This window comes from Kitasatospora sp. NPDC004723 (assembly GCF_040609255.1).
In the GTDB taxonomy this organism is placed as follows: Bacteria; Actinomycetota; Actinomycetes; order Streptomycetales; family Streptomycetaceae; genus Kitasatospora.
This window is the reverse complement of the sequence record NZ_JBEXJT010000011.1, coordinates 8,530-35,400: the sequence shown is the minus strand read 5'-3', so window position 1 is coordinate 35,400 and position 26,871 is coordinate 8,530. Positions and strand designations below refer to the sequence as shown.

General features: G+C 68.2%; 14 protein-coding genes and 2 pseudogenes. 4 read left to right on the top strand and 12 right to left on the bottom strand.

Annotation, left to right across the window (positions count from 1 at the left end):
• Positions 1-118: 118 nt before the first annotated feature.
• The 6 genes from ABZW10_RS14415 to ABZW10_RS14390 form a co-directional block, all read right to left on the bottom strand.
• Positions 119-928, bottom strand: coding sequence for a methyltransferase domain-containing protein (locus ABZW10_RS14415; RefSeq protein WP_355364100.1), 810 nt, complete (start codon positions 926-928; stop codon positions 119-121).
• Positions 925-1,764, bottom strand: coding sequence for an alpha/beta hydrolase (locus ABZW10_RS14410; RefSeq protein WP_355364097.1), 840 nt, complete (start codon positions 1,762-1,764; stop codon positions 925-927). Before ABZW10_RS14410 ends, ABZW10_RS14415 begins: the two co-directional genes overlap by 4 nt.
• Positions 1,761-3,266, bottom strand: a complete 1,506-nt coding sequence (locus ABZW10_RS14405) for an NAD(P)/FAD-dependent oxidoreductase (RefSeq protein ID WP_355364094.1) — start codon at positions 3,264-3,266, stop codon at positions 1,761-1,763. Before ABZW10_RS14405 ends, ABZW10_RS14410 begins: the two co-directional genes overlap by 4 nt.
• Complete coding sequence (locus ABZW10_RS14400) at positions 3,266-3,988, bottom strand: HAD-IB family phosphatase (RefSeq protein ID WP_355364091.1); 723 nt, start codon at positions 3,986-3,988, stop codon at positions 3,266-3,268. The genes ABZW10_RS14405 and ABZW10_RS14400 overlap by 1 nt, the downstream gene beginning before the upstream one ends.
• Positions 3,985-4,851: an SDR family NAD(P)-dependent oxidoreductase gene (locus ABZW10_RS14395; RefSeq protein ID WP_355364088.1), complete on the bottom strand. Its 867-nt coding sequence runs from the start codon at positions 4,849-4,851 to the stop codon at positions 3,985-3,987. Before ABZW10_RS14395 ends, ABZW10_RS14400 begins: the two co-directional genes overlap by 4 nt.
• A 424-nt stretch (positions 4,852-5,275) precedes the next feature.
• Positions 5,276-11,107, bottom strand: coding sequence for a SpaA isopeptide-forming pilin-related protein (locus ABZW10_RS14390; protein WP_355364085.1), 5,832 nt, complete (start codon positions 11,105-11,107; stop codon positions 5,276-5,278).
• An 826-nt stretch (positions 11,108-11,933) separates the two neighbouring features.
• On the opposite strand from ABZW10_RS14390, the gene ABZW10_RS14385 reads away from it, so the two are divergent.
• Entirely contained in the window at positions 11,934-12,377 is a 444-nt protein-coding gene (locus ABZW10_RS14385; protein WP_355364082.1) for a hypothetical protein, read from the top strand.
• Positions 12,378-12,437: 60 nt separating this feature from the next.
• On the opposite strand, the pseudogene ABZW10_RS14380 reads toward ABZW10_RS14385, so the two are convergent.
• A pseudogene (locus tag ABZW10_RS14380) lies at positions 12,438-12,587 on the bottom strand (ATP-binding protein); the annotation flags it as partial.
• Positions 12,588-12,732: 145 nt separating this feature from the next.
• Here ABZW10_RS14380 and ABZW10_RS14375 point away from each other — a divergent pair.
• From ABZW10_RS14375 to ABZW10_RS14365, 3 genes are all read left to right on the top strand, one after another.
• A complete protein-coding gene (locus ABZW10_RS14375) occupies positions 12,733-13,797 on the top strand; it encodes a site-specific integrase (RefSeq protein ID WP_355364079.1) in 1,065 nt (354 codons plus the stop codon).
• On the top strand, positions 13,794-14,111 hold the full coding sequence (locus tag ABZW10_RS14370) for a helix-turn-helix transcriptional regulator (protein WP_355364076.1): 318 nt from the start codon (positions 13,794-13,796) through the stop codon (positions 14,109-14,111). The genes ABZW10_RS14375 and ABZW10_RS14370 overlap by 4 nt, the downstream gene beginning before the upstream one ends.
• A 540-nt stretch (positions 14,112-14,651) precedes the next feature.
• Complete coding sequence (locus ABZW10_RS14365) at positions 14,652-15,764, top strand: integrase (RefSeq protein WP_355364073.1); 1,113 nt, start codon at positions 14,652-14,654, stop codon at positions 15,762-15,764.
• 1 nt (position 15,765) lies between these two features.
• On the opposite strand, the gene ABZW10_RS14360 is transcribed toward ABZW10_RS14365, so the two are convergent.
• The 5 genes and pseudogenes from ABZW10_RS14360 to ABZW10_RS14340 form a co-directional block, all read right to left on the bottom strand.
• Positions 15,766-16,293 (bottom strand): hypothetical protein, encoded by a 528-nt coding sequence (locus ABZW10_RS14360; RefSeq protein WP_355364070.1) that lies wholly within the window; start codon positions 16,291-16,293, stop codon positions 15,766-15,768.
• Between the two features lie 152 nt (positions 16,294-16,445).
• Positions 16,446-17,069: pseudogene (gene istB / locus ABZW10_RS14355) on the bottom strand (IS21-like element helper ATPase IstB); the annotation flags it as partial.
• Positions 17,066-18,484 carry an IS21 family transposase gene (gene istA, locus ABZW10_RS14350; RefSeq protein ID WP_355364426.1) on the bottom strand — a complete coding sequence of 473 codons (1,419 nt, stop codon included), beginning with the start codon at positions 18,482-18,484 and terminating at the stop codon, positions 17,066-17,068. The gene istA and the pseudogene istB, both read right to left, overlap by 4 nt.
• Before the next feature lie 323 nt (positions 18,485-18,807).
• Positions 18,808-19,128, bottom strand: coding sequence for a hypothetical protein (locus tag ABZW10_RS14345; protein ID WP_355364067.1), 321 nt, complete (start codon positions 19,126-19,128; stop codon positions 18,808-18,810).
• A 12-nt stretch (positions 19,129-19,140) separates the two neighbouring features.
• Complete coding sequence (locus ABZW10_RS14340; RefSeq protein WP_355364064.1) at positions 19,141-26,154, bottom strand: RHS repeat-associated core domain-containing protein; 7,014 nt, start codon at positions 26,152-26,154, stop codon at positions 19,141-19,143.
• Positions 26,155-26,871 lie beyond the last annotated feature (717 nt).

The following is a 26,871-nucleotide window of genomic DNA, read 5'->3' as shown; positions in this document are numbered from 1 at the left end:
GGGCTCCAGGGCCGGCAGCTCAACAGCCTGGCCGGGCCTCCCATCGGCTCCCGCCGCAACGAGGAGCCCTACACCTGCGATGGCGAGGCCAGCCGGGCCTGCCCCGTGTGGCGTACCGTCAGACAGGGCGACGGGCCCGGACGGAGATCATGACCAGACTGATGTCGATGAAGGCCGGATCGTCGAATGAGTCGATGCCCGCCTGCCACTCCCCCGGCGAGAGGAGTCCGGTGGCTATCAACGGATCGCGCATCTGATTGATCATGAACGTCCAGTGGCGGTCACCCGCGCCGCCCTGCCCGCACTGCATGATCCGGGTGGAGACGGACAGATCGGTCAGACCGTTCCGCAGGGCCAGACCGGGCAGGGACCTCGACCACCGCAAGTCCGCCCCGTGCATTCCCCAGAGAGTTCTGACGGCACGGGTCATCTTGCTGAACTCCGGATAGGGCGATTCGCGGTCATCGATGATCACGGGTTCCTCGGTCACCAGCCATCCACCAGGAGCGAGCCACTGAGCGGCGCGCCGATAGATCTCGTCCCGCTGGGGGAGGTGAAGCAGCAGCGCGCGCGTGTGGATCAGGTCGAAGGACTGCGGAGCGAAGTCGCAGTCGAGGACGTCCTGTTCACTGATCGTGAGGTTGCGGGCCATGCCCGGGTCGAGGAAGCGGGTGTCCAGGTCCACGGCGGTGGTACTTCCCTCGGGGCACATCCCGGCGAGCCAGTACGCGATCGACCCGGCGCCCGCGCCCAGTTCCAGACAGCGCCAGTCCGGCCGTACCCCGCAGTCGGAGAGCAGGCCGATGGTGTCGGGATCCAGCGCCCCCTCAAGGCGGCGAAGCCTTTCGAGTTCACTGTGCACCTTGTGGCCGATCGAACTCTCGTTGTATCCGTGCGAGGGGTTCTGCGACTGACTGGCGATCGTCATTGGCCGTGCTCCTTGGGAGTCGTCGACGTTTCGAGGAATTTCCGGATCTCGCCGCTCAAATCCGCCGGGCATTCGAGCGGAAGGACGTGGCCGGCGCGCGGGATCACGGCCGACCGGGCGGACGGGAGCTCTTCGGAGAGTTTCCTCAGGTATTCATGCGAAGCTATTCTGTCGCGCTCCCCGGTCACTGTCAGGACCGGAACCCTCCGCAGGGCGGCGAGATCCGGCAGCGAGAAGTCGGAGAGCAGTTCGAGCATGACGCTCAACGTGTGGGGCGGAGTTCTCGCAAGCAGGGTCGAGAACTCGCGCCGGGCACCCGCCGAGGCCTTGGGCCCGTAGAGGGGCCAGGACCGGCCACTGATCACCCTTATCGCCCCCATCGCACCGCGTGCCGTCAACCGGCCGACGGGTCCGCCGTGCTCGTACCGCAGAGCGGCGCGGGGCAGAGAGAGCAGGGACCGCTCCAGAAGGCGCCCCGGATATCCGCTCACCGAGCAGCGGAAGTCCAGCCGGGACGCACTGACCAGGACCGCGCCGACGATCTCCGACTCCGGGCCGAACAGCGCCGGCTCCAGAGCGGCGAGCCGGAGAATGGCGGCGCCTCCGGCCGAGTGTCCGACCAGGACCACCGGGCCCGGCACGGGGGAATTCCGGACGGCTGCACCCAGGTCTCGCGCGAGCAGATCGAGTGTGAGTGTCTCGTCTCCCAACGGGCTTCGCCCGTGTCCGCGTTGGTCATAGGCGTACGACTCGTACCGGGTGAGGAGACTGCGCACGTCGCCCCAGTACGTCCCGTCGGCGCCGAGTCCGTGAACGAAGAGCAGGGATGGTTTCACGGGCACGCGCCACTCTCGCTTCCCGGCCCGGACCGGCCGGCTTCCTCGCGCTGCCGGATGTCGAAGTGTGAAAGCTGGATCCGTGACAGCATCCTGTGATGCGATCTCACCGTCCAGGGCCAGACCATCAGACTTCCCCGGGAATCGTGGTACCAGGAGGCGCATCCGGACGAGAAGACCGTGCCGGGCATGGCACTTCGCAGCAGTTCATTGAACCTGTCCGCGGCTTCCTGGGTGGGGGACATCTCCGCAACGGCACCGGATTCGAAGAGCTCGATCCACCGGAGGACATAGTCCGACTGCGTCTCGGCGATACGCATGACCGACTCGCTTGAGAACGGACTGTTCGGGCCGACCATCATGAAGAAGTTGGGGAAGCCCGGCAGTGCAACCGTGCGATAGGCCCTGGGGCCGTCGGACCAGACGTCCTCGATGGTTCTTCCGGCTCTTCCGACCACGTTCACCGAGCGCATGAAGGTATCCGCCCGGAACCCCGTGGCGAAGACCATGACATCCACTTCCCTTTCCCTGCCGTCACGGGTCAGGATCCCCCGCTCCGTGATCCTCTCGATCTCCTCACCGACTACCGTGACGTTCTGCTGCTGCACGGCCCGGTAGAACCCGGAAGCCGCCACCAGGCGTTTGCACATCGGATCGTCCACAGGGGTGAGCAGCCGCCGCAGCTCCTTGGAGCGGACCTGCCTGAGGGACAGCCGGCAGATCCCTCCGATCAGTCTCCGCTGCCATCCCGCGCTGACCGCTGCCGCGCTTATGGTGCCCTGGAAGGCCACCCGCCAGAAGCGGTCCGCGAGCCGGCTGAAGCCCGGCACCAGGCGATGGAGTCCCTTCGTGGTCACGGAGTACCGTCGCGCGGGCTTCGGGAAGACCCACTGCGCGGTGCGCTGGAACAGGTAGAGGTGCTCGGTCTCCTCGGCGAGTGCGCAGGTCATCTGCGTTCCTGTCGCCCCCGTGCCGATGATCGCGACGCGCTTCCCCCGTACGTCGACGCCGCTTTCCCATTGGGCGGAGTGCATCGCGACTCCCCGGTAGGCGTTCCTCCCCTCCAGCTCGGGCAGGGCGGGCTGGACGAGCAGGCCGGTGGCCGCTATCAGGAAGTCCCAGCGCGACTCCACCCCCCGCGCCGTCAGAACTCTCCACTCCCCCGCGACGAACCGGGCCTCCACCACCTCTTCACCCAGTCTCAGATGAGGACCGATCCCGTATCTCTCCACCACACGATCGAGGTAGGAGCGAATCTCGTCACCTCGGGCGAAATACGCATCCCAGTCAGGGTTTGGCGCGAACGAGAAGGAGTAGATCCTGCTCGGGACGTCGCAGGAAACACCCGGATAGACGTTCTCCCGCCACACTCCCCCCACTGTCCCTCCCCTGTCGAAGACGACGAAGTCGTCGTTTCCGGACAGTTTGAGCTTGACCGCCAGGCAGATCCCGGATACGCCGGCGCCGATGATGGCTATGCGGGCCTTTCGTCGGCCTCCCATCAGTTTCGCCTTCCAACGTCGCCCGCCGCCGCGGCCAGTGAGGCCGACAGCAGTTCCCGAGTCTGCTCCAGCACGGTGCGGCGAGTCGCCTGCCGGATCCCGAACCATTCAGCGGCCTCGCGAATATGGGGGTCCGGCTCGAACAGCAGCGAGAATCCGGCGCGGTTCAGCACCTCGATGTCCGGCCAGGAGTTTCCCAGCGCGTACGCGACGTTCCAATCCACCGCCCCGGGCTGCACCACCTCCTCCAGCACCGCTCTCTTCCCTCCCGGCAGCGCGGGAGCCTGTTCGAGACGGCCGGTGTACTGGCCCCCGGAGCGAACGAGCCGGGTTCCGCACCCGGCGTGGGCGCCGAGGTCCCGGGCGACCAAACGGACGATCTCGTCCGGACTCCCGGAGACCAGGACCGTGCGGTACCCGGCCAGATGGAGCAGGTCGATCAGTGGCTTGGTGTGGGGGTAGATGGAGATCCTCTCGCTCTGCCACACCTCCTCCGCCAGCTCCTGTATCGCCGACTCGGGCAGGCCGGCCAGCGTCTGGGCGTATTTCTCGTGGAGCGCGTACATGCTTGTGACGGAGCCTTGGGAATCCCGGTAGAGCCGCCCGAGGTCCTTCATCGCCACGGGGTCTATCAGCCTCGCGGCGGGTCGGGATCCGAGCATGGCCATCCCCAGCGCGCTGGGCGTGAGTGTGCCGTCCATGTCCAGTAGCGCGATCTTCACCGGCCTACCCGCCTCCCGGCTCGGCGGCCCCTCGCCGTCGCATAGTCACGTCTCGACTCACCGCTGAGCTCGGCGAGCCGCCTCAGCTTCTCCGGCGCCAGTGTGTGGAAGGCCGCGACGTACGGCACATAGGCGGGGACGTTCACCACGGGGCGCGGTCGAACCAGTGACCTGGCGATGCCCGCCGCGACCTGCTCCGGTGTCGCCGCCGGGAAGAGGTCGCTGAGCCTCGACATCCTCCGGGACGACACCTGGCGGAAGAAGTTCGTACCGGCCACCGCTCCGGGGCGCACCAGCGTCACATCGACGGAGGTGTGCGCGAGTTCCAGGCGCAGTATCTGGCTGTACGCCTCCGCCGCCGCCTTGGCCGCGGCGTAGGCGGCGGCGGGACCGCGGACGTAGACGCTCCCTGCCAGCGATCCCATGGTGATGATCTGCCCGCCCGCGCCGGCCAGCATCAGGGGCACCACCGCGCGGGTCGCGTGGACCATGGCGTCGAAGCTGGTCCGCATGGTGCGTTCGATGTCGTCATCGCTCATGTCTGCGTCGTCCACCCAGCGGCTGTACGCCGCATTGTTCACGAGTACGTCAACGCGCCCGTGGCGGCTGTGAGCGGCGGATATCCACGCCTCCAGGGCGTGCCGGTCGGTGACGTCCACCTGCTCGAAGTGGAGGGAGCCGGACGACGCCCTGGAGCGCGCGGCCTCGATGTCGCTCCTCGAAATGTCACAGACATGGACGGTCGCGCCGTGCCCGGCCAGGAGGCGTGCCACGGCCCAACCGATGCCCTGGGCACCTCCGGTGACGAGGCATACCGTGCCGGTCAGGCGGTCGCGCAGGGTCTTGTACTGCCGAAATGTCATCTCCGCTCCTTCAGTGGGCCTTTGACGGCGGATGGTCGGGTTCCTGGCCGCCACTGCCTTCACGGCTGGTGATGGTGGCTCGACCGGTCGACGATCGGAGACGGAGCCGGTATGGGACGTCGGCTCCGTGGAGGGATTGGCATTGATCCTTCTGGCCCGGATGGTGATTGTCAAGAGAAATGAGATGGTTAGTCGCATATGACCGATTTGATGGAATTTACTACCTCTTGACGTCATATCAGCCCCTGCCTGGCCGGCCTCCAGCGCGGTCTCGGCCCTGTGGCAGGACATTCCGGTCGCCCCGGCGGGCGATGAGGAGCGCCGGTATCCACCCGGCGCATGGGGATGGCACGGGGATGGTGTGCGTGCACCCCGCCCCAGGCCCCAACCCGAGGGGGTTGGGGCCTGGGGCAGGCCGTGTGTGTCAGTGCAGGCCGGCACCGTCACGGGAGCGGCGGCTGCGCACGACCATCCAGGCGCCGAGCCCGAGCAGCAGGGCTGCGGCGAGTACGGTGGCCGAGATCTGGGCACCGGTCTTGGGCAGGATCCCACCCGGCCCCTCGGATCCCGGCGTGGCCGACGGGCGGGTCGGGTTCTCGGTGCACAGGGGGTTCTGCGGGACGCACTCGGTCGGCGGCTGCTGGCCGGCCGGGGCGAGGAAGTTCCCGAGGCGGTGGTCGCCCTGGTCGCCGTGGGCCTTGACCTTGACCTGATACGTCACGGTCGCGGTCCGGTCGGGAGCGACGGTCCCCTTGATGAGCAGGGTGCCGTCGGCCGGTCCGGTCACGGTGAGCCCGTCACCGGCGGTGACGTTTCCTGTCCACTCGGCGTCGTCGAGCACACCGGCGAGGTGATCGGTGTAGTCGACCGGGGCGGGGCCGTGTCCGGTGTTGGTGAACGACAGGGTGTAGGTGAGGACTTGCCCGTCGTCCACGGTCGTGCCCGTCGTGGGGTCGACCGACTTGGCCGGGGCGACGTCTCCGACGGGGTTGGTGGTGCAGTCGGGCGGGCTCGTCCTGCCCGGTCGGCACACCGGCTCGGTGGGCGGCTCCTGCGACGGGTTGAGCAGGTAGTTCGCGAGCACGTTGTCGCCGCGCTCGCCGGTCGGGTTGACCTTGACGGTGTAGGACACCGTGATGGTCTGCCCGGGCCCGATCTCACCGGTGATCCGGATCCGCTTGCCATCCCTGGACACGGAGAGGGCGTCGTCGGAGGCGGCCGGTTCGCTGGTCACGGTGGCGTCGTCGAGCACATGGGTCAGGTCGTCGGCCTTGTCCACGGCGCCGGCGGCTTGGCCGGTGTTGGTGAACGTCAGCGTGTAGGTCAGCTCCTGGCCCGGGACCACGGGGGTTCCGGAGGCGGGGTTGACCGACTTGGTTCCGACGATCTCCGGGACCGGGTGCTCGGTGCAGGACACCCCGTCGGCACCACACTGCGGAGTGGTGTTCGCGGTCTTCGCGAGGACGTTCCCGAGCCGGTTGTCGCCACGCTTCCCGTCGGGCTTCACGGTGACCGTGTACTTCACGGTCACCGTCTGTCCGGGTGCGAGCGTGCCGGTGACCCGGATGGTCCCGTCCTTGCCGGACGTCGCCGACAGGGCGGGGTCCGAGGAGGTCGGGGCTCCGGTGAGGTCTGCGTCGTCGAGCACCTTCTCCAGGCGGTCGGAGTGGTCGACCGGGCCCGCCGCCTTGCCGGTGTTGGTGAACGTCAACGTGTAGGTGACCTCCTGGCCCGCGACGACCGTCGCGCCGGACTCGGGGTTGGAGGACTTCACGGCGGCCACGTTCGGCAGCGGCGTGACCGTGCAGTCCGCACTCCCCTCGACGCACTTCGACGGCGGCTGTCCACCGGCGGGGACCAGGAAGTTGTCGGCGGTGTTGTTGCCCCGGCCGGCCTCCTCCTTGACCGTCACCTGGTAGGTGACGGTGACGGTCTGGCCCGGCTTGAGTTCTCCGGTGACCGTGAACGAGCCGTCGGTCACCGGCGATACGCGCAGCGCGCCGTCGGATGCCTTCGGGGCGCTGGTCAGGTCGGTGTCGTCGAGCACGTCGGCAAGGAGGTCGGTGTGGTCGACGGCCGACGGTGCTCCGCCCTGGTTGTCGAAGGTGAGGGTGTAGGTCAGCACCGTCCCGGTCCCGACCGGGGTGGTGTCGGCGGAGACCGTCTTGCCGGTCAGGAGCCGCCCGATCGGGGTGACGGTGCAGTCAGGACGCTCCACGTCGTCCGGCTGGCACACCGGGTAGGTCGGCGTGACCGGCGGGTTCTTCGGGTCGTCGGGGAGCAGGAAGTTCGCCGCGATGTCATCGCCGCGCTCGCCGTCCGCCTTGACCGTGACCTGGTAGGTGACCTTGTGGGTCTTTCCTGCGGGGACCTCACCGGTGATGGTGATGCGGTTCCCGTCACGGGCGACCGTGAGACCGTCCGAACTGGTGGGTTCGGTGGTGATGTCCGCGTCGTCGATCACGTGGTCGAGCAGATCGACGCTCGCCACGGTCGCGGGTGCCGCACCCGTGTTCTCGAAGAACAGCGTGTACGTCAGTACCGTCCCGGCGGCCACCGGAGTCCGGCCGGCCTCGACCGTCTTCCAGGAGTTCAGCTGCGGTACCGGGTGCCCGGTGCAGGAGACGCGCGCGTCCTCGCAGTCGGGGTCGGTCGTGCCGGTGGGCGCGAGGACGTTGCCCAGGCGGTTGTTCCCCCGTTGCCCGTCCGGCAGCACCTTCACGGTGTAGCTGACCGTGTGTGTGGCGCCGGCGGCCAGTTCGTCCACGTTCCAGGTGATCGTGTCATCCGATGCCCGGACCGCCCGGCCTCCGTCGTCGGCGGTGAGGGAGCCGAACGTGGCGTCGTCGAGGACATCGCCCAGGTCGTCGGTCAGCGCGATGCCGTGGACCGGGTACTGCGAGCCGTTGGCAACGGTCAGGGTGTAGGTGATCGTGTCCCCGGCTCTCACGGTGGTGCCGGAGGGCGGGTCCGAGGTCTTGGACAGCGTCCACTCGCCCTGACCCGGGTCGTTCTTGATCTTCCCCAGGTCGAACAGGTAGGTGCCGCGGTCGACCTCGGCGGGAACGATGTTCACCGCGATCGGGTCCTTGAGGGGCAGATGTCCCGACGGTGCCTTGGTCTCCGTGAGCGTGTACGCGCCCCACGGGATGCCGGCCAGACGGAACTGCCCTGCGGCCGGGTCCTGATCGGCGCCCGAACACCCCGCGTCGGTGCAGTCCGTGATCGTCCGGGGCCACCCGTCGGGCATCGCCTCGCCGTCCTTGAGCACCGGGGCGAGGGTCCACTCGGAGCCCGCGAGCAGGGCCCCGGTGCGGCTGTCGGTCTTCTGCCAGACGACATCCGGCAGGAGCCGCAGCCCGACGGCCGATGCCTCGGTCGGCAGGATCGGCTTTCCCGATGACGCTTCGACACCGGCGACGGCGGTGTTGTTCCACGCGATGCCGTCGAGGGCGGCACTCGTGGTCGTGTTCGGGCCCGTGGCCTTGACGGCGAGCACGGTGTTCTCGGCATCTCCAGGGGCGAAGACCCGGGACCCGAAGTCGATACGCAGGGCGGTGACCGCTCCGTAGTCGCCACCGGGTGGCGTGGCCGCCCAGTCGTTCTCGCAGCCGGCGGGTGCGCTGTCCACGGCGCCGCCGCCGGTTCCGGCGAGGTCGCCGCGGCAGGGGTTGGCGCTGGTGGAGTACCGCACGGTCGCGCCCGCGGGCGCCGTGACCGGTCCGGTCAGGTGCACCGGGAACGCCGAGCCCCGGGCGTCCTGGGCGCCGGGCAGGATCAGCGAGTCACCGATCCGCGGCAGCATGTCGTAGGCGACCACGTTGCGGATGTCCACCGATCCCGAGTTCGCGACGCGGATGGTGTACTCGGCCTTGCCGGACAGGTCGGTACTTCCGACACCGGGGGCACCGATCGCGTCGGCGTCGTAGGCGCCCTTCACCGTCTTGCTCGTGTTCACGCCGGACACGGGGAGGACGTTGAAGCTCGCGGAGGCCAGGCACCCGATGGCGGCGGCGTGGTCGGTGGTCGGCCGGAGGCCGGCGTCGACCATCGTCCCGGACGCGCACTGCAGGTAGGTGTCGGGCACGCGAGGCCCGCCTTCGGCGCCGGTGAGGAGGTAGTTGTTCGCGTAGACGCCCGCGGGGACACCCTGCTTGACGCGAACCTGGAACCGCACGTAGGCGGTCCGGCCCAGGGTCGCCTTCGAAGTGATCTGGGCGTCCGGGAATGTCACCGTGACCCGTTGCCGCTGCTCACCCAGGTAGTCGACCGTCTCGACGGCGATGTGCGGTGCGCCGAGCGCGGCCGCGAACGTCGCGTCTCCCGCGATCTGGAGCGAGTCCTCGACCATGGTGAGCGCGGCCGGGAGGTACTCGGTCACGGTCGGGGTGAAGGTCGACGCGTCGAGGACCGCCTGGTCCGCGCTCCACTGTGCCCGGTTCATCGCGAGATCGACGGTGAGTCGGTCGCCGGTCTGCACCGCGGGGGTGGTGGGGCGGGAGCCTTCGGGGATCGCGGGATCGTACATCGACTTGACCGGTCGCAGCGTGAACGGGTTGGTCATGACCTGCCGGTAGCCGCAGATACCGGCGGCGCTGTCCGCCGTCTGTGGTTCGCGCGGAAGGTACTGGCGCCCGCCTTCGAAGGTGATCACGTTCTTGACCGGGCAGTTCTCCACCGTGACGTACCAGGGGTGGACGTCGGAGCGGTCCACGTGGAGGTTCGGGTTGGTGTACACCGTGCCGACGTTGCTGAACGGCACGTGCTGGGAGACCCGGCCGTGGATGAAGAGGCTGCCGCCACCGAACGGAGGGATCGGGGTGTCCACCTCGATCTTCGTGATCCACTCGCCCGCGGGCACCGGGGTGGGCGTGGTGCCGTTGGTGCCGTCGCAGTAGCGCCTGGCGGTGTCGCTCATCGACGTGCCCGCGGCGATCTTGCACGATCCGGTGCTGCCGGCGTTCGTCGTCCAGTTCACCTGCAACGCGGGAAGGTACCGGTCCGCGGAGAACTGCAGATCCACGAACGCGGGGGTGGCGCAGCCGATGTCTTTGTCATCGGTCGGCGAGGTCAGCGCGCACGGCATCATGTCGGTGAACGTCCACCGGCCCGTGGTCGGCTCGTTCGAGGTGCCGCTCAGGTCGTAGATGCTGTTGTTCTGGGTGTGCACGGTGCGGTAGAGGGGCGATCCGATCGCCCAGTCGTAGCCGGGCCTCTTCTCGACACTCGCACCGGCGGAGCCCTCGCGCAGGGCGTGGGAGGCGGAACCGTTCGACGAGAGCTTTTCGGAGGGCTGGCCCCACGCGTTCGCGGTGGCCACGACCGAGTTCGTGACCGCGCTCGGGTCCGGGTTGGCGCTGAACACTCCGTCGGGGTAGACGATGGTCGCCTTCAGCGGCACACCCGTCCAGGTCGTGCTGCCGGAGTACGGCTTGCAGGCATAGGGCGCGGTGTCGTTGATCGACGAGCCGAGGCTCCAGGTGATGGTGCCCGTCGCCGAGTTGTACACACCGCCGTGCGTGGCGCTCACGAACTGCGCCCCGGCGGGAAGAGTGTCGACGACGGTCAGGTTCTCAAGCGCCTGCGTTCCGAGCCCGGAGCAGACGTTCTCCATCGTGCGGGCGTACTGGGTGGGAGCACCCGTGGTGGGGAACTGGGAGTCGTAGCCGACCAGGATCGCATAGGTCACCTGCTGATTGACGTACGGGACGCTGGTGGGGTCGAACTTGGCCTTGGAGACCTTCAGGGAGACGTCCGAGGTCACGGTCGTGGTGGCCGAAGCCGTGACCGCCGCCGTGCCGGTGGCCGAGAAGGTCACGACCGGGGTGATCGTCGCCCCGTCGGGGGTGACCGAGTTCGGCGGGGTGAGAGTGAAGGACACGGTGTCGGACGTACCGGTCGCCACGGTCGCCGGGAACGTCCACACGAGCGTCTGGTTCGGAGCGGTGCCGACGATCGTGGCCGCCCCCGGCACGACGGCCCCGTTGATCTGGAGCGAGCTCTGGCTCGTCACCGCCAGAGGAACACCGTCTGGGAACGCGTTCGACGACGCCAGCGCCGTCGGTACCGGAACCGAGATCTTCGCGTCGTCGCACGTTCCGCTGCCGCTGCACGTCCACTGCACCCGGAATGACGCGCCCTCACCGGACTTCACCGTCCCCGGGACCGCCTCCACCGACACGTTCAGCGAGCCGCCGGCGGCCTGCGCCGGCACGGCGGCGAGGAAGAACGGCACGACGAGCAGCAACGCGAGCACCGACCTCAGCACCGTGCGCCGGCGACCCCGTCTCCTTTCCCGCGACGTCATCCACAAGCGCCGCCCGGAGGCACGCGTGGGTATGTGCATCGAAACCCCTCTCCCCTTGCTCTGTCCCTGCCCCTTGACCAGGGCACAAGCACAGGACGGGGACCCTCCGTCCACAGTGGGTCCCCGACCTGAGTGACCTGGCGAACACTTGGGATCAAGTTATGAAGTGATCCACACCACCCTGAGGCACTCGCACAGGCGGACGAGGAAATATCACCCGAAAGGACTACATTTGTTACCCATGTAGATCACTTGACTACAAAATTCCTGATACATGACCAAAGTAGGATGTTTGCGGGACATTCCCACTCAGGGCGTATGTCGGGGTCTTCCGGGCGCGTGGTGCGGGAAGGAGACCACGTTCCCCTGGTGGCGTGGCGGGCCGCTCCTCGGCGGGTGGTTCGACCTGGGGGCTCGCTGAAATTCGTCGGACACGGCGAAGCGGTTCCTGCCATACGCGCGTTTGCATGACAGGGCAGCAGGCAGGTCTGGTGGGCTGCGGCGGCCCCGTGTACTGCCAGGGCCCCCACCCCACGGTTCCGCCGGCGCGCGACAGACCATGGAGGTCCTCCCGCATGCGGCAAGATCGCCTCCGTATCCCGAGGCTGAGGCAGCCGATGTTGAGGACGATCAGTTCGGTCAGGCTACGGCGTTGAGCAGGGCGCCGAGTTGCAGGGCCCGGCGCCAGGGCAGGCCGGTGACGCGGGGGCCCTGGCGGCCGGTCTCCGCGAACGGAATCGAGCCGGCCCGGCGGGGCTCACCGTAGTCTTGTGCCGTGGTCGACGGACATGGGGCAACCGACGCCTTCAAGAACCGATGCATGAATGCGGCGCGGACGTTGGAGTCCTGCATCAGCTACTTCATCGAGCGAATCTCGTTGAACGAGCCCAACGAAGACCGCAAGGAGAATACGCTGGACGTGTGGCTGCGCGAGGGACCGCGGAAGCCCGACGTAGTGATCTCGCTGTCCAATCTCTACTCGGTCCGTCCGTGGGAACCCGAACTGGCCCCCATCTTCATTGACGGGATCTCCGTGATCCACCTGCCGAAGCTGCCGTCGCCCTGGCCTGCCGAGGCCGTCGGCCGACTCGACCGCTCCGATGATCTGCCCGAACTGATCTGGTTGAGGATCACCGGACCCATCGAAGTCGACGCTGTCGCCTCGGTCGTGACCGTCTACCAGGCCAAGAGCGACGATGCGGCCTCCGTGCTCCAGTGACAGTCTGAAGCTGCTTGACAGCTCAGGCAGCAGCCAAATATCGGCGAGACGGTCAACCGCTCAAGCTACGTCGGTTTCCCGGTCGATGGCCTGAAGGCGGTTCTTGAGGCGGTAGCTGTTGCCGTTGATCGAGATGACGTCGCAGTGGTGCAGGAGTCGGTCGAGGATGGCGGTGGCGAGGACCTCGTCGCCGAAGACCTGGCCCCATTCATCTGGGGCTGGTCCTTGTTCCCTCACACGAGTTGCCGCTGCCACCTGGCCGTTTCCTCCTCCCGCGGTCCTCGTTGGTTCTCGCGGTAGCGCCCAGGTTCTCAAGGTGCTGCCTTGACCATTCAGGTGCGAGGAAGGTGTGGCGGTGGCCGACGCGCTGCTGCAGGTCATCGCGGGCGGTGGCGTCCCGCAAGGGCCGTTGGTGACGGACCCATGGCAGTTCCAGGCCGTGTGTGTGGAGGCGTTCGTCGCCTCGTGGCGAGCCCGCGGGTTCAGCCCGGTGACGATCGACAACGACATCGGCCTACTGGAACGGACGCTCGTCGCGCTGGGTCGGCCAGCGTGGGAGGTGACGCCGGAAGACATCGACCGCGTCGTCGGTGACCTCGCGGTCAAGGGCCGGGCGACGTCGACCCGCCGCGAGTACGTGCAGATCTTCAAGGGTTTCCACCGTTTCCTCCAGGCCCGCAAGGCTGCAGAGATCGAGGCCGCATTCGGGGTCCGACTGGTCTGCCCCGTCGACGAGTTCAACGCCTCACGGCATGTCGGTGACGACTCCCCGGCCCTGCTGCCGCCGCCCACCCCAGAGCGCGTGAACGAGTTCTTCGACTTCATGAAGCAGCGGATCGCGACCGCGAGGAAGTACGGACCCGCCGCCCGCGACTACGCACTGTTCCGGACGCTGTATCACGCCGGGCTCCGCTCCGAGGAGGCCTCGCTGCTGGAGAAGCCGGACCTGCACTTCACCCGCGGCCCGTTTGGAAAGCTCCACGTCCGCTTCGGCAAGGGCGCCCACACCTCCGGCCCGCGTCCGCGCTGGGTGCCGATGCTCGACGGCCTGGACCTGGTGCTGCGGTGGTTCCTCGAGGACGTGCGGGGCAAGTTCCCCGACTCTCCCGTGCTGTTCGCGGACGAGTCCGGCGGGCCACTGCATCGCGGGACGATCCGCAACCGGCTCCGCTATCTCATGGAACTCGAAGGGCGACCTCCGGCGGAGCGGTTCAGCCCACATGCCCTGCGAAGGGCATGTGCGACCCACAACTACGAGCGCGGCGTCGACCTGGTCGCGATCCAGCAACTACTCGGCCATTGGACGGTCAGCTCAACCATGCGTTATGTCCGGCCCTCCGCGACTTTTATCGAGGATGCCTACCAGCGCGCGGTCGCCAACACTCTGGCCGAGCTGACCGGGAAGGACACCACGGCATGAAGATCCGATGGCGGCTGCGGATGGCCGCGGCCCAGCGCGAGGTCTGGACCGGGACCGATCTGCGGCGACTGCTGGCTGAGAAGGCGGGTCTGGAACTGTCCTCCGCGTCGGTGTCCGCGCTGTTCACCAAGGAGCCCTCGCAGGTGAAGATGTCGACGCTGGCCGCGTTGTGCACCGCGCTGGAGTGCACCCCGAACGACCTCATCGAAGTCGACACCACCCCGGTCGAGCGGCCAGCGGCCCCGCCTCGGCTGGCGGCAGCCCAGCCCAAGGTCGCGGCGGCTGCCCGGGGCCGGTCGATGCCGCCTCTGTGACCTGCGGACTTTGTGATGGGTAAGAAGCAACAGGACTGCGTCACCTGTGGTGCCCCGGTCGGTTATCTCGACCGCGAGCACTGCTGTCGGTGCTGGCGGTCGTTGAAGGAACAGGCGGCGAAGGCGAGTTGTCCGTCCTGCGGCAAGGACCGAGTGCTCCAAGCGGACACCGGTCGATGTGTCGTTTGCTCGCGCGTCTGCGAGGAGTGCGGCCATCCGGTCCGCGTCGCTGGGAACCGTCTGTGCCGTGACTGCCGCCGCCGGGCGGAGCGCGAGGCCGCGAGGACGCTGTGTCCGCGCTGCTGCCGGCCCGGTCTTCTGCGCGAGGCGACAGGCTGGTGCGGCTCGTGCTCCCGGCCCCGGCAGCAGAAACAGCCGCCACGGGTCTGCGACGAGTGCGGCCAACTGCGTCGCCATGCCGGCCTGGGACTGTGCTCGGCCTGCTGGCAACGACACCCTGGGCGGCCCTTCATCCGCGGCGAGCACCTACGCGACCGGCTCACCGACCCGCCCGGCTGGCTCGACAACTTCGTCGCTCACGTGGCCGTCCGGCACTGCGTCGCCCGGGCCTGCAGCTTCATCACCGAGGTGGGCCGGCTCCTGCAGGACGAACTCTCCAACTCGCCCCAGGCCCTGCTGGAAAGGTCGCGCCGCCCGGGCCGCTCCATGGGCACCTTCGCCCGCACGTTGGAGGACTTCTTCACCCTGCAGGGCCTGGCGCTGCCCACCGACCAGGCCGAGCGACTCGCGGCGGGACGCCGCAAGCGCCGCGTCGACGCCGTCCCCAAATCCCTCCGACCGGCGGTCGCCGCCTTCGACGCCTCGCGCATGCGAGCCCAGGACCGGGCCCGCCCGGCCGGCACCCGCCCGCGCAGCAATCTCACCTTGGAGGCCGCCCTCGCCACCATGCGCGATCTGGCGGTGTTCCTCACGGATCAGCGTGGCAAGGGCGACTGGGCTCTGGTCGACATCCACGACATCGAAGCCTTCCTGGCCACGTTGCCCAAGGCCCGCAAGCGCCGCCTCACCGTGCTGCGGCAGTTCTTCGGCTTCGCCCGCTCGCAGCGCGTGATCCTCGTCGATCCGACCCGCGGACTGACCGCAAAAGAAGGAAGCGGATACCGAGGCCGAACCCTCACACTCGACCAACAGCGTCACCTGTTCCGCCGTTGGACCTGCGACGACGAGGTCCATCCGCACGAAGCCCTGCTCGGCATGCTCGCCCTGCTGCACGGAGCCTCCAGCGCCGAGGTCCGCATGCTGCAGGTCACCGACGTCGACCCAGCCACGCAAATAGTCCGGCTCGGCAAACGACCGCACCCGGTCCCACTCGACCCCGCTTCCTGGGCCGTGCTGCAACGATGCCTCGCCCACCGGGCGGCCTGGCCGACGCAGAACCCCCACGTCGTGGTCACCAAGGGAACCAAGGGCGGCCGGATCCCGGCGTCAACTGCCTACCTCTCCCACGTCCTTGACGGCAGCGGCTACCCACCACGGACGGTCCGCGGCACCCGCCTGGTCGACCTCGTCAACACCATGGACCCCAAGCTCGTCGCCGCCGCCTTCGGCATGGATCCGCAGGCCACCCTCATCTACCTTGCTGACCACGTCGACGCCAGCCGACTGCTGGAGCAGCATGAACGGACACCCTAGGTCAGGGTGCGGGGGCCTGCTCGTCCGCGGCCTCGGCCATGACGAGGCTGGCGCTGACGGCCTGCCTGTCGTCGATTCCGACGTGCCGGAGGTATGCCCACCGATCCAGCTGAGTACATGCCCAGTTGGGGTCGTATGCCGCGGTGGGCAGCTGCGGAATGCGCTTGCGACCGGTTTCATCCAGTCGGTACGGCTCCTCAAACGCATGGGTCCATGCCTGGACCGCGGGGGTATACCGCTGTTCGGCCTCCTCGGCGCTGATCTCAAGGTAGGCCGCGATCTGTGCCCAGGAGCTGCCACGTTCGACTTCGTAGATGACGGCCGATTCCAGAGTTCGTTCGGCCAGGTCGACCAGCTGCCGGGCTTGGCTGACCCGACCGCCAAATCCGGTGTCGGCATCGTTGCGAGTGCTCACCAGCCCCGAGGCGCCGTCAGCCACCTCCGTGGCGCTGTCGGCCAGTACGAGTCGGGCGAGCCCTTCGCGCGAGTAGGCGGCTCGGTCGTGGTCATACGGGGTGGACTCACTCATGAGGGACAGAGTCCCATGTCAGCGAGTTCTGCGGACACCGAGTATTCACGGTCGGTGCCCCACGCGGCCCGCCAAAACCCACAGGCCTGGCGCGAGCCGGAACCTGCCCCGTTTCGGCGCTACCTGGCACAGGTTCGCCGGAACATGTGCGCTTTGCTGAAGGTCTTGTTCGAGGTCAGGATGATCGAGCCCTTTTCGTAACGCTTGGAGATCACCTGGAAGACCAGGTTCGCCTCGGCGCGTTCAAGGGGCTGGTAGCCGACCTCATCGACCACGAGAACGCTCGGCCGCAGGTAGGTGCGGAGCTTGCTGGTCAGGCGCCCGGTGGCCTCGGCGGCCTTGAGGTGTCTGACCATGTCGTCGAGGCTGGTGAAGTAGATCGAGTAGCCGGCCCGGCAGGCGGCGACCGCGAGGGCGACGGCCAGGTGGGTCTTGCCCACGCCGGGCGGCCCCAGCAGGGCGGCGTTCGCCTTGGCCTCGACGAACGAGAGCGTGGCGAGGTCCTTGACCTTGCGCGGGTCGAGCTCGGGCTGGAACGAGAAGTCGTAGTCGTCCAGAGTCTTGTGGTGCGGCAGCTTCGACAGCCGCAGGCCCTGGCGGAAGCGGCGGTCATCGCGGACGGCCAGTTCCTCGGCGAGGAGGAGATCGAGGAAGTCGAGGTAGCCCATCTTCGCTTCGTCTGCCCGCTTGGCGTACTGGTTCAGGCTCTCGGCGAGGTGGGGCAGGCCCAGCTTGATGGCCATGGTGCGGATTCGGTTACTGACCAGCTGGCTCAACGGGCGTCATTCGTAGGGGAGTTGGCGGTGAACGGGCGGGTGCCGGTCAGCTCGTCATAGACGGACAGCGGTCGGCGGCCGACCTCGACGCGGGCGGCGGCGGCCCGGTTGGGCAGGGCCCGAAGTGGGCCGGCTTCGTCGGCCAGGGGCTGTTCGTGGCGGGGCCGGGGCACGACGTCGCCCGTCGTGACGCGTCTGGTGTCGCCCTTGGGCAGGCCGTCCCAGTGGCGCTCGTCGACGATGCGGGCGCCGTGGCCGACCGCCCTTGAGTGGACGGCGAGCAGGGTGGTGCCGGACGAGTCGGGGATGGTCGAGCGCAGTACGACCTGGGACTTCGTGGCCCGGATCTCGACCAGCTGGCGGGGGCGGACCCGGCGGGCGGGGACCGAGTAGAGGTTCGCGTCGAAGGCGACCAGGCAGTCCTTGCCGACGTGCCGCAGGTGGCGTTGCGCGACCACGTACGGGGTTCGAGGCAGCGGCCGCAGGGCAACGTGGTCGCGGATCGCGCGCAGGCCGATGACCTCGCCGTGGGTACCGTGGACCCGCGCGCGCCGTAGTGGCACCCAGGCCGTGAACGCGGCGTCGAGCTCCTCGATCGAGGAGAACGCCCTCCCGGCGAGCACGTGGTCGCGGACGATCAGCACTTGGCGCTCGACCCGGCCCTTGCCGGTGGGACGGTAGGCGGCCAGCACGTCGATGTCGAAGTCGTCGTGACCGGCGAACGCGACCGCCTCCGGGTGGAGCGGAACCGCCTCGCCGGGGGCGACGTGCCGGCGGACCACGGTCTTGGTGCGGTCGTAGACGATGCTCATCGGCACTCCGCCGAAGTGGGCGAACGCCTGCCGGTGGCAGTCGAAGAACGTCGCGAGGTCCTGGCTGGTGGTGAAGCAGCAGAACGGGTCGCGCGAGTACGACAGCGTCATGTGGAAGGAGTAGACTTTCGGGATGCCGACGTGGGCGAGGATTCTGCCCTCATCGCCCCAGTCCACCTGGGCCTGGGCGCCGGGCACGACCTCGAAGCGCCGGTGCAGGCCCGCCAGTTCGCCGGGGTTGATGCCGAGTTCCTCGGCAATCCGGGGCCTGGCCTCCTGCAGGTAGATCTTGATCCGCTGGTAGTTGATGGCCATCCCGTACTCCTGGAGCAGCCGTTCGTGGATCACCGTCCCCTTGAGGAGGACCTCGGAGCGCAGCATCGCGTCGATCAGCGGGGCGACCTCGTCGACCGTCCGCGGCCGAGGCAGGGCGCCCGGGGCCCGCTGCGGAGGCGCCGCCGGGACCTGACCGGACAGGTACTTCGCGACCGTGCGGCGATTCAGCCCGGTCGCCTTCGCGATCTGCCGCTGACTCATCGCGCCGGAGTCGTACAGCGCGCGATATCGCCTCAACTCCAGCCAGCGATGCGGGTCCAAGACCACTGCCAACCGCCTCCCTGCCGCTCGAAACCGACGACAGCAGGTTCACGGACAACAGCCGGTCACCGCATCAACTCTGGTGCACAGTCACTCGTACGAGGTGGTGCATGTTGACTCGTACGCCGACACTCCCCGCCGGGATCAGCTCCCTGCACGTCTCCCACACGTCCGGCCCGACCGTCTCCCCGGCCCATTCCCCCATCGCCACAGAAACGAGTCTGGCCCCACCGCTCATACGGTGGGGCCAGAACCCAACATCTTCATCAGCGTTCTAGAACTCAAGGGGGTCGGCGGGGCCGAAGCTGGCTACTCAGACACGCCCGAGCCTATGACTGATATCCAGGCTCCCAGTTCATCAGCTCCAGCTCGTCCAGGCGTCCCCGTGCCAGCAGAACCATCGCACGGGTCATTTCGGATCGCGGAACATTGACGATGTGGCGGGGTGCAAATTCGCTGGAATCGAGATTCTCGAAGATCAGAGACCCTCCCTGGAAAGCTGAAATTGACCATGCGCTCTCGTCGTCGCACACGGAAACATCCGGGTGTTCATCGTCGCGGGGACCGTCAAGCTCTTCGAGGAGGCGAGGGATCATCAACTCGTCCCCCTCTTCCATTTCTCCGCCCCTGTGCATGATGGTGAAGGACATTCTCTCCTCGCTTCAGTTCGGCGGCGCACCGTTGGGGATCGCCCACTCGGCGTATCCTCCTGCTCCGCCAGGATGGAGCAAATCCTGCCACACGGAGCCGGGTCGATGCTGAGGCTCAGGAACAAGTCTCATCACGCCTGGAACACCGCCAGTATTGCTCGTGGGCTCATGCTGCCATGTCCATCCAGATGGCGTCTTGCGCCCCCCTCGCGAGGATACGGCGGCACCCACTCCTGGAATCAACGACTCCATGTCTGCGGCAAATGCCGAATCGGACCTCAGTGAAGCGTCCAGGGCCGCATTGGCTCGCCGAAAATGTGTGCCCCGTGAGCGCCCGAAGTCTGTCGCATCCAAGGTCATCTCAAATGCCGATGAATAGGCATTAGGGCCCGCAGAGCACTTGCACTTGCTGCCAGCAGCATTAACGCCGCTGGGGCAGTTATGCACGAGAACTGGCACGGTCCCCGCCAGCACATAGTACGTGTGAAGGTCGGCGACCGTCAGGTCGTTGGCCTGCTGGGGTTGTGTGGTGTAGTTGCGGATTCCGACCACAGTCAGTGTGTTCTGGTCGGTTCCGGTGAGCTGGTGGCCGGGCTGGATGGCGGCTGCTTGGGTCCAGCGCTGGGTGGTTTCATCCCAGTAGGGGTGGGTGGATGTGGAGACGATCGTGGTGGTCTGCTCGCCGGTGGCGGCGGGCAGGGCCAGGGTGAGTTCGGTGAATTCGGAGTCGTCGGGGGTGATGATCGTTGCCGTGACCGGCTTCGAGGTGGTCTCGCCGGTCTGTGGGTCGGTTGTGGTGACGGAGTCGCCGGCCTGGAGGGCGCCGATCGGTTTGGCGGTGCCGTCGGCCATGAGTACGAGTGTGTTCGGCAGGAAGCTGTGGCATCCCTTGGCGATCTTCTTGCCGACGACTGCCAGGAGGATCAGGGTTGTGGCCTGGCCGCTGGTGTAGGCGTATTCGCCGTTCTTGACCTGGTCGGCCATCTGCTTGATGCCGTCGATGCTTCCGCTGACAGTCTTGATCGACATCGCAACGGGATTGAGTGCTATCGCGGTCGCCTTGCAGGCGCTGCCGCTCCGGCCGAAGACGCAGTTCTTCAGATCCTTGTACGGCTGGGCCATGCCCTTCGCAGTGCCGACGATGGTGTCCTTGACGCCGCCGAAGAAGGTCTTCTTCTTGGGCGGCGGACCGATGGGGACCACGGGCTTGTAGCCGGGAGCACTGTCGACCAGTCGATTGAGTGCGGCGTCAGAGACGTGTTCCGCGGTCGCCTGCTCCGCGTTCTTCATGGTGATGGTGCCGCCGGTGCCGGTGCACTTGTAGAGCGTGCCGCACTCGGGAGTGGCGAGGCCGCTGGGGTCGCTGCGGTTGACCGGGTCGTTCTCGCTGTAGGCGTAGCCGTTCCACTGCTGCGGGTTGCCCTCGTCGAGAATCGGGTCGGGGCTGATGAAGCGGCCGGTGGTGGGATCGTACTGACGGGCTCCCAGGTTGGTGAGGCCGGTGGTCTCGTCCTTGGTACCGCCGACGAACCCCTTGCCGCCCGCCCAGTCGGACGCTGCGGGCTGGTTGCCGCGGGGGTTGCCGAACGGGTCGGTGGGGCGGCGGGTGACGGGCTGGCCGTCGGTGGTGTTGATCTGCAGGCCGCTGGTGCCGTGCGGGTCGGTGGCCTGGATGAGGATGTCGCCGCCGCCGATCAGGGCGGTGACCCGGAGGTAGGTCAGGCCGCCGGCAGAGGCGACGGTCCGGACGTTGTTCATCGAGCCTGTGGCGGTGTCGAGTGTGAGCTCGTCCGTGGGGAGGTTGAGCGTCGTCTTGCCGGGGTTGCGGCGGATGAGCTGGTTGCCGTCGGCGTCGTAGAGGTAGTTGGTCGTGCCGCCGGCTGTCTGGGTGAGGGAGTCGAGCCTGTCCTCGCCGTTCCAGGTCAGGGTGGTGGTGCCGGCGGTGTCGGTGATGGCGGTGGTGTTGCCCTTGGCGTCGTACTGGTAGCCGACGGCCTTGGTTCCGCCCGGTCCGGTGGTGGTGGAGGTCAGGAGGGCGTGCGGCCCGCCGGTTCCACCGCCGGTGTTGGATGCGGTGGTGGGGGTGTTGCGGCTCTTGGCGGCTCCGAAGGTCTGGGTGGTGGTGGTGTCGTTGAGGCTGTTGCCGGAGATGTCGTGCCGGACGAGGCCGGTGCGGTTGCCGCTGGCGTCATAGCTGTAGGTGTTCCAGTAGGGGGCGGGACCGCCGATGCTGCGGCCGCCGGGGCCGACCTGTGCCGGGCCGCCTGCGTTGTTGCAGCCGCCGATGCCGGGCACGCTGGTCGAGCCGCCGGTGCCGTGGACGGCGCCCGAGGAGTCCGTCCAGTCGGAGACGCTGTGTACGCCCTGGGTGTCCGTCCAGGCGTTGGTCAGCCGGCCCAGGTGGTCGTAGGTGAAGCACTGGGTGTCGGTGTCCGTGGCGTCCTGGATGGTGCTGACCGAGGTGATGCGCCCGGACGGCGTGTAGGTGTAGCTGGTCTGGTCGGTGGCGACGGTGCCGGTCTGGCGGGACACGAAGGAGTTGATGACCCGTCCGGTGGCCCAGTCGTACTGCTGCACCGAGACGACCTGCGACCCGTAGGCCCCGACGGTGGTCTCCAGGGGCCTGGCCATCGGATCGTAGGTGACCCTCGGGATGACTGCCTGTCCCAGGCTGGCGGCCGAGGTGAGCAGTCCGGTGATGGTCGTACCGTAGGAAACGGTTTCGGCGGGCAGGCCGCCGGCGGCCGGAACGCTCTTCGCCTTGAGGAAGCCCAGACCCTTGCTGTAGGTGTTGGTGGTCGTGTAGGTGCCCGCGAGAGCGCCCTCGGCACCGGGGATGATGACGGACGTACCGAGGACCCGGTAGCCCGTGTCGTAGCCGGTGACGGCCGTGGTGTAGGCCGCTCCGCCGGATCCGCCGACATAGCGGGTGGAGGCGGTCGGCAGGCCCTTGGCCAGAGTGTCGTAGCTCCAGGACGCCAGCTGGTTCGCCGGGGCGACACTGCCGCTGTAGCTCCCGGTCTTCCGCCCCAGCAGGTCGTACGTGTACGAGAGCGTCTGGCCCTTGGCGTCGACCGTGTGGTCGACCTGCGAGTCCGCGTCGTAGAACGTCGTGCTCGTACCGGTGTCCGGGTCGGTCGCGGAGACCTTCCGGCCCCTCAGGTCGTAGGTGAAGCTCCAGGTGTTGCCACTGCTGTCGGTACGCCCGGCGGACTGGCCGCCGGCCGTGTAGGCGAAGGTCGTGATGTCGGCGTCGGCGGGGTTCCCGGTTGCCGTGCTGGTGCGGTACTCCCAGGCCGCCGTGGTCCGGCCCCGGGCGTCGGTGACGATCGAGGTCGGCGTTGCTCCGGCGGGTGGGGTGGTGTCGGTCCGGTCCGCACCGGGGTAGGCCGTCGTGGTGGCCCACTGGAGGTTGCCGTTCGAGCGGAACTCCGAGCGCACCAGGTGTCCGGCGCCGTCGTAGGTGTTCCAGGTCTGGCCTGGGATCTGGCCGTCACCGACCGGGAGGAAGACGGATTCGGTGGGGAACGAGGTCTTCTCGTAGTACGGGTTGGACGTCTTGATCACCCAGCCGTGGGTGTCGTAGACGGTGTCCGTGATCAGACGCCCGGTCGGGTAGGCCGTGCTCATGCTCTGGGTCTGCCGGGCCCGGCCGAGCCCGTCGAGGATCTCGATGGTCGTCAGATAGGTGGCGGCGTCGTCGTTGATCGACTTGGTCGTGATGGCGGACGGGCCCGCCGTTCCCTTGACGGAGTAGGCGAACTTCTTGCTCGGGAGTGCGTCAGTCGGACGGTCCGGTGCCCAGACCGCAGTGATGCGCCCGATCGCGTCGTACGTCGACGTGGTGACGCGGCCGTTCATGTCGGTGCTGGTGAGCGGCAGGCCCCGGGCGGGGTCCTGGACGACGGTGGTGGTCCAGCCCGCCCCCATGGGGCCGGTCGTCCGCACCTCGGTGGGCAGGGCACCCGTCGCCGGAGTGATCGCCACTGTCGTGGTCGCCGGGGTGATCGTGGGTCCGCTGAGCTGGGTGCCATCGCGGTCGTACGTCGAGCCGTTGGCCGACGCGCTGGCCACACTGCGGCCGTAGGCGTCAAAGGTCGTGCTCGAGGCGTGGGCGTAGACCGGGTTGCCGGCCTGGTCGAAGTGGTCGAGGGCCTGGGTACTGGTGAGGTCTCCCGTTGCGCCGGCGTGCCCGAACGGCTTGCCGTCGTACAGGGTGCGACTACCGCTGATGGCCGTCACGGCGGTCGGCTTGGTGGAGCAACCACCCTGGACGGTGATCTCCTCCGAGGCCAGGGTGAGGAGCAGCGGGTTGTCGCTGGTGGCGTAGCTGGTGGTCTTGCAGATCTCCGGGGTGGCGGCGCTACCGTCGCCCTTGTCGTTGACGGAGATGACCCGGTTCCCGTGCGCCGGGTCCGTCGTGGTGACCGTGGTGGCGGTTCGCCAGCTTCCGTTGGCGAGCTTCGCCTTGGTGAGCGACGTGGTCTGGGAGTCCGAGTAGCGGGCGAAGATCTGCGGTGCCCCGGCGCTCTGTGCGTGCGTGGCCGTGATCTGCTGGCCGTTGTACAGCTTTCCCGCCACCGACTGGACAGTGCCGCCGGCTCGGTCGTAGTCCTCGGTGGCCACGACGCGGCCGGCGAGCCAGTCCTCGTCGGTGATGGTGCCGCCGAGGGGGCTGGTGACCTGGACGTTGCGCTTGTTGGTGCCGTTGGCGAGGTAGTCGCCGTGCATGCCGCGCAGGTAGGTGGTCGTCTGCTGGGTCTTGGGGGCCTCGCTGGAGGAGCCGCTGCCCGTGGTGGTGGTCACTGACTGGTAGCCGCGGAACTGGTCCCAGGTGCGGGTTTTGGGGTCGGTGAACTCCGCGTCGTTGCGGTGCCAGGCGGCGCCGCCGTTGTACGTGTACTCCGTGGTCTTGCCGACCGCCGGGGTGCTGACGAGGTCCTGCTCGGTGACGACCTTGACGAGCGGTTTGTTGAACCAGTCGTTGACCGGGACCGGGTCCTGGCCGGGCATGCCCGAGTAGGGCAGGTACCACTTGACCGGCATGCACGCCATCGAGTTGTCGACCTCGGAGGCGGGCATGCGGTTGTTGACCCGGGAGCATTCAGGGTCGGTGTAGACGACGTTGATCCGGCCGCCGGCCTCGGTGGTGATGCCCTGGATCCGGGGGCGCATGAACATGTGCTCCGGCGGGACCAGGCCGTCGACGCGGTTGGCCATCATCCGGTAGGTGAAGGTGACGGGCGGAAGGGTGATCGGTGTCTGGCCGTTGGATCCGGTCCGCTGGACGGAGTCCAGTTGCAGGGTCTTCTTGGTGGCGTCGCCGGGCTCGGCGAGCGACTGGGTGAGTGCCCAGGTGTCCACGGTGCGGTAGGCGCCGCCGACGAGGGCCTGGGTGGCGATGGAGGTCAGCCGCTTGGTGGTGAAGAACGTCGGTGCGTAGTTCGTGCAGGTACCGGAGCCGGCACAGATCTGGTCGATCGGGACGTCGGGCCAGAAGTCTGCGTTGGCGGGGACGCGCTGGTCCTCGGCGCACGTGATCGCACCCGAGGCGAGGCAGCGCTCCGCGACCGTGAAGACGACCTTCGCCGCGGGGTTGAGGGCGCCCTTGGCGGCCTTCTGCTCGTCGAGCCGCTGGCCGTAGCCGATCTCGCGCAGGTAGGCGGCCCGCTGGTAGGCGGTGAGTACGCCCTTGCTGCTGTCCGGGGCGCCGCCGCGGCTGTAGTTGTTGACCTCGGCCGCGTACTTGTACGTCGTCAGGTTGCCGTTGCTGTCGACGACGAAGTCGAGTTGCCAGCGCCACGCCATCTGGCACCAGGAGCCGTTCCCGGTCGACGGGCTGTAGCAGGGGTCGCCGTTCTTCGGTGAGTACACCGGCGTCGTCAGGACCGAGTTGGCGGCGGGGTCGGTGCCGTCACCGCCGGGCAGGTGGTTGAGGCCGAAGTAGTACTGGGTGCCGTCCGGCGTGGTGATCCGCCAGTACTCCATGTCCCGGTAGCTGATGTCGTTGCCGCTGCGCGGCGCGCCCGTGAGCTGCTCGATCTTGGAGCCGTCGTCGTCCTGCAGGTGCCAGGTGCCGGTGGTGTCGTCGCGCACGATGGTGCCGGACCGGTCGCCGAGCGCCAGGGTGGCGTTCTGGCCGCCCCAGCACTGGTCGGCGGAATCAGTGATGCCCGACTTGTTGCAGCCCTTGTAGGAGCGCTCGATGAAGCCGGGCTCGTAGGCCCAGCCGTCGCCGATCCAGGAGGACTGGGAGTTCGTTGCCGATGTCTTGCCGTCCACCGCCGACGAGTTGTAGCTGAGCGCGACGGTGGGGGCTTCGCCGCCGAGGGCCGCTGGGACGGAGATCGGATAGCTGTAGGAGAAGCTCCCCGAGTTGGAACCGGCGTGCCAGCCGGCGGATGGCGAGAGTGGTGTCGCCGTGTAGTTTCCGCCGGCGCCGAACGGAGCTGGCAGCGCGGTGAGCACCACGGGGCCGCCCGCCACGGAGGCCGATCCGGCTCCGGCGGCGAACGATGTCTTGACCGCGTCCTGGGGCCCCTGGGCCCGGTCGGCTTCGATGGCAGCGGGCAGCGTCACCTCGGCGCTGACCGACCCGCGGCCGTCGGCCTGGGCGGGGACCGGCGTCTGGGTCCGACACTCCGCCCGTTCCGGCGTGGTCAGGGCGCAGGCGGGCAGCGCGACCAGCACGGCGCGGTCGGACCACCCGCCGGCCTGCAGTGCCTTGAGGTCCAGGGAGACCTTGGCGCTGTGGCCGTCGCTGGTCGTCGACGCGTCGGCGTCGGACACGGCGATGAGCGGGCCGACGGCGCCCGCTGCCTTGCCCGCCTCGGGAGCGGTCACCTGGACGTGGACCGTGCGGGCGCTCTCGCCGGTCCCGCTGCCGGGGGCGACCCGGACGGCGAGGTCGCCGGCCTTGGCGCCGGAGGCACCGCTGGAGGCGGGCGAGGCGCCCCCGGTGGCCGCACGGGCGGCCTTCGCCCCGGCGCTGTCGGCGCCGATGGTGACGGTCTCGGTCCCGGTCACGACCGGCGGCGCGACCTCGGGCTTCCGGTCAGGCGTCCGGGCGGTGGGCGCCTGGTCCGGCGATGGCGCGTCGTGCCCCTCCACCGATACCGCCGCGCCCTCCAACGGAGCGTTGGGCGGGCTCCAGACCTGCCCCTCCGGTTCGGGATAGGTCCACGCCACCGCCGGCGGCACGGACACCCCCGTCAGTGCCAGGGCGACCATCGCCGCCACCACTGGTGAACGCCATCGGCGTCCTGTCGAACTCCCAGCCCGTATCCGGGCAGGCAAAACCCCCACCGCAGCATCTCCTCGGTCTGTAGCAAGGTGGCGTCAAGTGGACACAGCTACGCCACGGTCGAAGTGACGATAGGTGAGGGGTCCGACACTCGGCAGGTCGTTCGACCACCATGCACGCGATGTTTATGGAGTCTTGACCTTGGCGCCGGTATCAACCCGGACATGCCGGTGCGAAGCCGAACCCGAGTTGACCAATTCGCAGTCTGGGTACCATCGTTCCCACCCGAACGCGATCCTCGGAGTTGGGTCGCAGTCCGGGAGGGGAACACAAAAGAGACATGTCCGCCACATCAAGCACAATTGTGCACACGCCACCTGCCCGATCATTGCACAGGCGAACGACTCGACTGACCGCTCTCGCAGCCACCTGCTTGCTGGGTGCCGGTCTTCTCGGAGCCCCCGCCGCCCTCGCGGCGGGCCCCGGGCCCGCATCTGCGT